The organism is Pseudomonas karstica (genome assembly GCF_009707515.1).
GTDB classification, from domain to species: domain Bacteria; phylum Pseudomonadota; class Gammaproteobacteria; order Pseudomonadales; family Pseudomonadaceae; genus Aquipseudomonas; species Aquipseudomonas karstica.
Map to the genome: position 1 here is coordinate 1 of NZ_WLYI01000065.1, position 8,357 is coordinate 8,357.

6 protein-coding genes are annotated in these 8,357 nt (G+C 61.8%); all 6 read left to right on the top strand.

Annotation, left to right across the window (positions count from 1 at the left end; translation table 11 throughout):
• The first annotated feature begins 426 nt into the window (after positions 1-426).
• On the top strand, positions 427-516 hold the full coding sequence (gene kdpF / locus GIR22_RS25595; RefSeq protein ID WP_154746064.1) for a K(+)-transporting ATPase subunit F: 90 nt from the start codon (positions 427-429) through the stop codon (positions 514-516).
• 8 nt (positions 517-524) lie between these two features.
• Positions 525-2,234 (top strand): potassium-transporting ATPase subunit KdpA, encoded by a 1,710-nt coding sequence (gene kdpA / locus GIR22_RS25600; RefSeq protein ID WP_154746065.1) that lies wholly within the window; start codon positions 525-527, stop codon positions 2,232-2,234.
• Between the two features lie 5 nt (positions 2,235-2,239).
• Positions 2,240-4,303 carry a potassium-transporting ATPase subunit KdpB gene (gene kdpB, locus GIR22_RS25605; RefSeq protein WP_154746066.1) on the top strand — a complete coding sequence of 688 codons (2,064 nt, stop codon included), beginning with the start codon at positions 2,240-2,242 and terminating at the stop codon, positions 4,301-4,303.
• A 79-nt stretch (positions 4,304-4,382) separates the two neighbouring features.
• The gene (gene kdpC / locus GIR22_RS25610) at positions 4,383-4,928 is read left to right on the top strand and encodes a potassium-transporting ATPase subunit KdpC (protein WP_154746067.1); all 546 of its coding nucleotides are present in this window, start codon (positions 4,383-4,385) and stop codon (positions 4,926-4,928) included.
• Between the two features lie 128 nt (positions 4,929-5,056).
• A complete protein-coding gene (locus tag GIR22_RS25615; protein WP_154746068.1) occupies positions 5,057-7,708 on the top strand; it encodes a sensor histidine kinase in 2,652 nt (883 codons plus the stop codon).
• A gap of 46 nt (positions 7,709-7,754) precedes the next feature.
• On the top strand, positions 7,755-8,357 hold a 603-nt coding region (locus GIR22_RS25620; RefSeq protein ID WP_154746069.1), incomplete at its 3' end, for a response regulator.

The following is an 8,357-nucleotide window of genomic DNA, read 5'->3' on the forward strand; positions in this document are numbered from 1 at the left end:
AGACGGACATTGAGCGAATGCTGCATAGCTTGCGGGCTTGCGGGGAGCGGTGCAAGGGGGGATGGTCAGGTTTGGCGGTGCATGGATTCATTTTTCGCAGAGTTGGACTGCCCTGGAGAGCGCTGAAACCTATGGACCTCAAAGTGATGCTCATCGCTGACACATCTATGTAGTGCCTTTCGCAGGCCAGTCTGCGCCATAGAAAAGCAGCCCTGCTGCACATGGGGAGGCGGTGTTTGTTCTGTTTTTTGATCTGGGCGTTCCGTAAACCCGCGTTGGGTGAGCGGGCCTTACAGGCACCCAAACCCTGCTGTAAACCTTTACGCGTTTTTTACGCCCCGTCCATACCCTCGCCCTCGTTCCTTTACACCACTCCTGCGGACAATCCTCCTACACGCGGCAATCGCCGTACGACGGAGAATTTCCATGAGCGTTCTGGACGCAGTGTCACTGCTATTGGCTGCGGCGCTGTTCATTTATCTGCTGGTTGCGCTGTTACGCGCGGATCGGAACTAGGAGCGGTTATGCACAGTTATGACTATTGGCTGATCATTGCCTTCTTTGCCGTGGTGCTGGTTCCGGCACCCTTTCTGGGGCGGTTCTATTACAAGGTAATGGAAGGCCAGCGCACGTGGCTTACGCCGGTATTAGGCCCGGTGGAACGGGTTTGCTATCGCGTTGCAGGGGTTGATGCACAACAAGAGCAAAGTTGGCAGAAATACGCACTGGCCTTGCTCGCGTTCAGCCTCGCAGGTTTTGTGCTGTTGTTCTCGATCCTGGTGTTCCAGGGCCACTTGCCACTCAACCCACAGCAACTGCCAGGGTTGGAGTGGACGCTGGCCTTCAATACCTCGGTCAGTTTCATGACCAACACCAACTGGCAGTCCTACAGTGGTGAGGCTTCCCTGAGCTACCTCAGCCAGATGGCTGGTCTTACCGTGCAGAACTTCGTCAGTGCCGCTACCGGCCTGGCTGTGCTGGTCGCGTTGTGCCGTGGTATCGGTCGAAAATCTGCCAAGACCCTGGGCAATTTCTGGGTCGACATGACCCGCGCCACCCTCTATGGCCTGCTGCCGCTGTGCCTGGTGCTGGCGCTGTTTCTGGTCTGGCAGGGTGTGCCACAAACTTTTGCTCACTATGTCGGTGCCGTGACGATGCAGGGCGTGGATCAGGTGATCCCCCTGGGCCCGGCCGCCAGCCAGATTGCTATCAAGCAACTGGGTACCAATGGTGGCGGTTTCTTCGGGGTCAACTCGGCGCATCCCTTTGAGGATCCAACCGCGTGGTCGAACCTGTTCGAAGTGGCGTCCATCATCCTGATCCCGGTGGCGTTGGTGTTTACCTTTGGTCACTACGTCAAAGACCTGCGTCAGAGCCGCGCGATCCTCGGCTGCATGCTGGCCTTGTTCCTGATTGGCGGCGCGACGGCAATGTGGTCCGAATACCAGCCCAACCCAACCCTGAACAATCCGGCGGTCGAGCAGGCTGCGCCGCTGGAGGGTAAGGAAACACGCTTCGGCACCACCGGCACGGTGTTGTGGTCGGTGACCACTACTGCGGCGTCCAACGGTTCGGTCAATGGCATGCAAGACAGCCTCAACCCTCTGAGCGGGATGGTGGCGCTGGTCAACATGATGGTCGGCGAAGTGATTTTCGGCGGCGTCGGTGCCGGGATGTACGGCATGTTGCTCAATGTGTTGATTGCGGTGTTTCTTGCCGGCTTGATGATCGGCCGCACCCCGGAATACCTGGGCAAGAAACTCCAGGCCAGGGAAGTGCAACTGCTGGTTGTCACCTTGCTGGTGATGCCGGTCAGTGTGCTGGTGCTGGGCGCCATCGCCGCCAGCCTGCCTGGCCCGGCCAGTGCTATCAGTAATCCTGGCCCACATGGCTTCAGCCAATTGCTCTACGCCTATACCTCGGCCGGTGCCAATAACGGTTCGGCGTTCGCCGGCTTCGGTGCCAATACCCCGTTCCACAACCTGATGCTGGGGCTGGGCATGTTGATTGGCCGCTTCGGCTACATCCTCCCGGTTCTGGCCCTGGCCGGCAGCCTGGCGATGAAGAAGGCCACACCGGTTGGCCAGAACAGTTTCCCGACTCATGGCCCGCTGTTCGTGGTCTTGCTGACGGTGACCATTTTGCTGATGGGTGGCCTGACCTTCTTGCCGACGCTGGCGCTGGGCCCTATCGCCGAGCATCTGAATATGGCTGCTTCTGGAATGAAGAACTAAGGGGTATGAGCATGAATATGCCTGCAAAAAACTCGGCCTCGGGCAAAGCCCAGGAGCCGGCCAAAACCGCCATGTCGGCCCTGTGGCGCCCGGCGCTGGTCCAGGCGTTCGTCAAGCTGGACCCGCGTCAGCTGCAACGCTCGCCGGTGATGTTGGTGGTCGAGTTGACCGCCATTCTCACCACCTTGCTGTGCTTTGTGCCGGACACTGCCGTACCGACCCTGGTCGCCGTACAAATCGCCGTATGGCTGTGGTTCACCGTGTTGTTCGCCAACTTCGCCGAAGCCTTGGCCGAAGGTCGTGGCAAGGCCCGCGCCGATAGCCTCAAGGCTGGCAGCGAGGGCCTGAGTGCGCACCGCAGGGAAGGTGATGGCAGCTTCAAGGACGTACCGGCCACCAGCCTGCGCAAAGATGATGTGGTGCGGGTGGTTGCCGGGGAAATGATCCCCGGTGACGGTGAGGTCATCGAAGGCATCGCGGCGGTCAACGAAGCGGCGATTACCGGCGAATCCGCACCGGTGATCCGCGAATCCGGTGGCGACCGTTCGGCCGTCACCGGTAATACACGGCTGGTCTCGGACTGGCTGTTGGTGCGCATCACCGCCAACCCCGGCGAGTCCACGCTGGACCGCATGATTGCCTTGGTGGAAGGCGCCAAACGCCAGAAAACCCCCAACGAAGTGGCACTGGATATCCTGCTGATCGGCCTGACATTGATCTTCCTGTTGGTGGTGGTGACGCTGCAGCCGTTCGCTCACTTTGCCAATGGCAGCCTGCCGCTGGTGTTCCTGGTGGCGCTGTTGGTTACGCTGATTCCTACCACTATCGGCGGCCTGTTGTCGGCCATCGGTATTGCCGGCATGGACCGCCTGGTGCGCCTGAATGTGATCGCCAAGTCTGGCCGCGCCGTGGAAGCGGCGGGGGACGTGCATGTGTTGTTGCTGGACAAGACCGGCACCATCACCTTTGGCAACCGTCGTTGCACGGCAGTAGTGGCAGCCCCTGGTGTCAGCGCTCAGGAACTGGCCGAGGGGGCGTTGTTTGCTTCCCTGGCCGACGATACCGCCGAGGGCAAATCCATCGTCGAGTACCTGCGTACCCTGCATCCGCAGGCTGAGCCTTCGGCTGACGAGCTGACTGGCGTGCCGTTCAGCGCCGAAACGCGCCTGTCCGGTGTCGACTATCAAGGCCGTGTGTTCCGTAAAGGCGCGGTGGATTCGCTGCTGGCGTTTATTGGTTTGCAGCGCAGTGACCTGCAACCGGCGCTGTCCCGGGAAATCGACAAGATCGCCCAGAGTGGCGGCACACCGTTGCTGGTGTGCGTCGACGGCAAATTGCTGGGGGCGATTCACCTCAAGGACGTGGTCAAGCCCGGCATCCGTGAGCGGTTTGCCGAACTGCGCAAATTGGGGATCCGCACGGTGATGGTGACCGGCGACAACCCGCTGACCGCTGCCGCTATTGCCGCCGAAGCCGGCGTTGATGACGTGCTGGCTGAAGCCACGCCCGAGAAGAAACTGGCACGGATTCGTCATGAGCAGAACGACGGTCGCCTGGTCGCGATGTGCGGCGACGGCGCCAACGATGCCCCGGCGCTGGCCCAGGCGGACGTTGGCATGGCGATGAACGACGGCACCCAGGCGGCTCGTGAGGCGGCCAATATGGTCGACCTCGACAGCGACCCCACCAAGCTGCTGGACGTGGTGCAAGTCGGCAAGGAATTGCTGGTGACCCGAGGCGCGCTGACGACCTTTTCCATCGCCAACGACGTGGCCAAGTACTTTGCGATCCTGCCGGCGCTGTTTGCCTCGATTTACCCGCAACTGGGCGTGCTCAACGTGATGCACCTGCAAAGCCCGCAGAGCGCGATCCTCTCGGCCATCGTGTTCAACGCCTTGATCATTGTGGTGCTGATCCCGCTGGCACTGCGCGGCGTGCGGGTGCAAGCGGCAAGTGCGGCGGCGTTGCTGCGGCGCAACCTGTTGATCTACGGCCTGGGCGGGTTGCTGGTGCCCTTTGCGGGGATCAAGGCGATCGACATGCTGCTGACTGCATTGCACCTGGTTTGATCCGATCCCTGTAGGAGTGAGCTTGGTATCGGGCGCTTCGCTCCTACACGGTGTTTATGACTCAATTGAGGAACATGACATGTCCAATATGATCCGCCCGGCCTTGAGCCTGCTGGTGTTGATGACCCTGATCACCGGCGTGGCCTACCCGCTGGTCGTCACCGGCGTGGCGCAAGTCGCCTTCCCTGATCAAGCCAACGGCAGCCTGGTGCGCGATGCCACTGGCAAGGTCCGTGGTTCGAGCCTGATTGCCCAGGATTTTACCGGTGCCAACTGGTTCCACCCACGGCCCTCCGCCGGGACGTTTGCCACCGTCTCCAGCAGTGCCAGCAACCTGGGGCCGAGCAATCCAGCGTTGGCTACCCGGGTGTTCGATGATGCCAACAAGCTGCTGGTACCCAGCCAAGGGCCGGTGCCTCTGGCATTGCTGACTACCTCCGGCAGCGGTCTTGATCCACACTTGCCACCCCTGGCGATTGCCTATCAACTGGCACGAGTCGCCGCTGCGCGCAATCTGCCGGTGTCGACCCTGGAGCGGCTGATGGACGAGCACATCGAAAACCCACTGGTGGGCCCGCCGGTGGTGAATGTACTGGCGCTGAACATGGCCCTGGAAAAACTGTGATCCCTTGTAGGAACGAGCTTGCTCGCGAAGGACGTGAACGATGATGCGGCAAACCAGAATTGACGCGGTGATCATGAATTCTTTGCGAACAAGCCGCTCCTGCATTTACCTATGAAGGACCCCCGCGAATGAGCGACTCCGGCCGCGCTGATGCCTTGTTAGCTGATCTGCCCCGGGACGGCCGTGGCCGCCTCAAAGTGTTCCTCGGTGCCGCTCCCGGCGTCGGCAAGACCTACGCCATGCTCCAGGCCGCCCACACCCAGTTGCGCCAGGGTGTGCGGTTGATTGCCGGTGTGGTGGAAACCCATGGCCGCGCCGAAACCGAAGCGTTGCTCGGTGGGTTGCCGCAACAGCCATTACTGCGCTCGGAATACCGTGGCGTGATGCTGGAGGAAATGGACCTCGATGGCCTGCTCGCCGCCAAGCCCAAGCTGGTACTGGTGGACGAATTGGCCCACAGCAATGCCCCTGGCAGTCGCCATGAAAAACGTTGGCAGGACATCCAGGAATTGCTGGCTGCTGGCATCAACGTATTCACCACGGTTAACGTCCAGCACCTGGAAAGCCTCAACGACCAGGTGCGCGGCATCACCGGGGTGCAAGTGCGGGAAACCTTGCCGGATTGGGTGTTGCAGGAAGCCGACGAACTGCTGCTGATCGACCTGCCTTCCCGGGAACTGCTGGAGCGTCTGCGGGACGGCAAGGTCTACGTACCGGAGCAGGCTCGCGCGGCCATCGATGCGTTTTTTACCCAGACCAATCTCATGGCCTTGCGCGAGCTGGCGATGCAGACTGCCGCAGCCCACGTCGACGATGACCTGACCCAAGGCTATCGGCAATTGGGACAGGCCGCACCCGCGGTGCGCGGGCGGTTGTTGGTGGGGGTGGATGGCGATGCCCAGGCCGAGCGCCTGGTGCGTCACGCCAGCCGCGTGGCCCAGCGCCGGCACCTGCCCTGGAGCCTGGTGCATGTGGACAACGGTCGGGTACGGGATGAGCAATCGCGCTTGCGCCTGCAAAACGCCCAGCAACTGGCCGAGCGCTTGGGCGGTGAAGTCGTGTTGTTGCGGGCGGGAGAGGTGGCCAAGACCTTGATCCAGCATGCCGCCGAGCGGCGCGCCAGCCTGGTGTTGGTGGGGCAGTCACGGCCGCGCTGGCATCGCATGATGTGGGGCGGTGGCCTGGCGGCGCGGCTGTTGCGCAATGCCCGAGGCCTGGAAATCAACGTTCTCGACAGTGATGAAGTACCGGCACCGCCGCGCTTGCCGGATATGCGCGGCCTGGTGTGGTTCGACTATGCCCTCGCCGTGTTGGCGACCGTGCTGGCTGCTGGCGTGGCCTGGGCGGTGTCCAGCATCCTGCCGTTGCCTAATATCTCGCTGGTGTTTCTTGCCGCTGTTTTGCTGGTGGCGGTGCGCAGCAGCCTGGGGCCGGCGTTGGTGTGTGCGGCCTTGTCATTCCTGGCCTACGACTTCCTGTTTATTCCGCCGAATTTTTCCCTTTCCATCCAGCGCGAAGAAGACGTGCTGACCCTGATGTTTTTCCTGTTGATGGCTGCGCTGACCGGTAACCTGGCGGCTCGCCAACGCCGGCAGTTACAGGCGCTGCGTGATACCCAGGAGGAAACCAGCGAACTGCTCGACTTGTCGCGCAAACTTACCGCTGCCACTGACCGTCAGGCGGTGATCAGCGCGGCGGCTCATCACCTTGAAGACTGGAGCGACTTGCAACTGTGCCTGGTCAATCGCGATGGGCAGGGCGATTGGAAAGTCGAGAGTGGCGGCGCAATCACCTTCACCGAAACCGAGCGCGCCGCCGCCGATTGGGCGTGGCAGCATGATCAGCCAGCGGGCATGGGTACCGGGACCTTACCGTTGGGTCGCTGGTGGTGGTGGCCGTTGTCTGGTGAAGAGGGCCCGTTGGGTTTACTGGGCGTGAGCCCGAAAGCCGGGCGGGAGTTGAGTGGTCAACGCCGTCGTTTGCTCACGGCGTTGAGCCAGCCACTGGCCCAGGCCCTTGCCCGGGCACAATTGGCCCAGGAGTTGGAAGCGGCCCGCCTGCATGGTGAAACTGAACAATTGCGCAGCGCCCTGCTGGCCTCGGTGTCTCATGATTTACGCACACCACTGACCTCCATGCGCGGTAGCATCGACAGCCTGCTGGCGCTCGGCGAAGCCATTCCCCTGGAAGACCGCCGGGAATTGCTGGAAGGTACTCGCGATGAAGCCGAGCGCCTGGACCGCTATATCCAGAACCTGCTGGACATGACTCGGCTTGGTCACGGCGCCTTGAAGCTGGCTCGGGATTGGGTGTCGCCCGGCGATATCGTCGGCAGTTCACTGGGCCGTTTGCGGGCCGTGCTGGCGCCCCTGCGGGTTACTACCGATGTGCCCGCCGAGTTGCCGCTGCTTTACGTGCATGCGGCATTGATCGAGCAAGCGCTGGTCAATGTGCTGGAAAACGCCGCGCGCTTTTCGCCGCCCCAGGGGCGCTTGCAATTGCGCGCGGGAATCAGCGAGCAGCAATTGTTTTTCGCTGTCAGCGATGAAGGCCCGGGCATTCCCGAAGAGGAGCGAGCGAAGATTTTCGACATGTTCTACACCGCCGCCCGCGGTGATCGTGGCGGGCAAGGCACGGGATTGGGCCTGGCGATCTGCCAGGGCATGGTCGGCGCCCACGGCGGGCATATCAGCGTCGCCGAGGGTATTGAAGGGCGGGGCACGTGCATCACGTTGTTCTTGCCGTTGCAGACTCAACCGGGCCTTGAAGGTGAAGCTTGAACTGGCTTGCGCTACTCTCTTTTTAAACGGGTTTTGATGGGACACCATGAGCCAGACTGCGACGATTTTGGTCATTGACGACGAACCGCAGATTCGCAAGTTCTTGCGCATCAGCCTGACCTCCCAGGGCTACAAAGTGATCGAAGCCGGGACCGGCAGCGAAGGCCTGGCCCAGGCCGCCTTGAGTAAACCGGACTTGCTGGTCCTCGACCTCGGCCTGCCGGACATGGACGGGCAACAAGTGTTGCGTGAGTTTCGCGAGTGGTCCGTGGTACCGGTGTTGGTGCTGTCGGTGCGCGCCAGTGAAGCCCAGAAGGTCGAGGCGCTGGACAATGGCGCCAACGACTATGTGACAAAGCCCTTTGGTATCCAGGAATTCCTCGCCCGCGTGCGCGCCCTGTTGCGCCAGGCACCGGTGGGGGAGGCCCAGGAAGCGGCGTTGCGCTTTGGGCCGTTGACGGTGGACCTGGCCTATCGCCGGGTATTGCTGGACGGTGCTGAAGTGGCGCTGACCCGCAAGGAATATGCTGTGTTGGCGCAACTGGCGCGGCACCCGGGGCGGGTCATCACCCAGCAGCAATTGCTCAAGGATATCTGGGGGCCGACGCATACCGAAGACAGTCATTACCTGCGGATAGTGGTGGGGCAT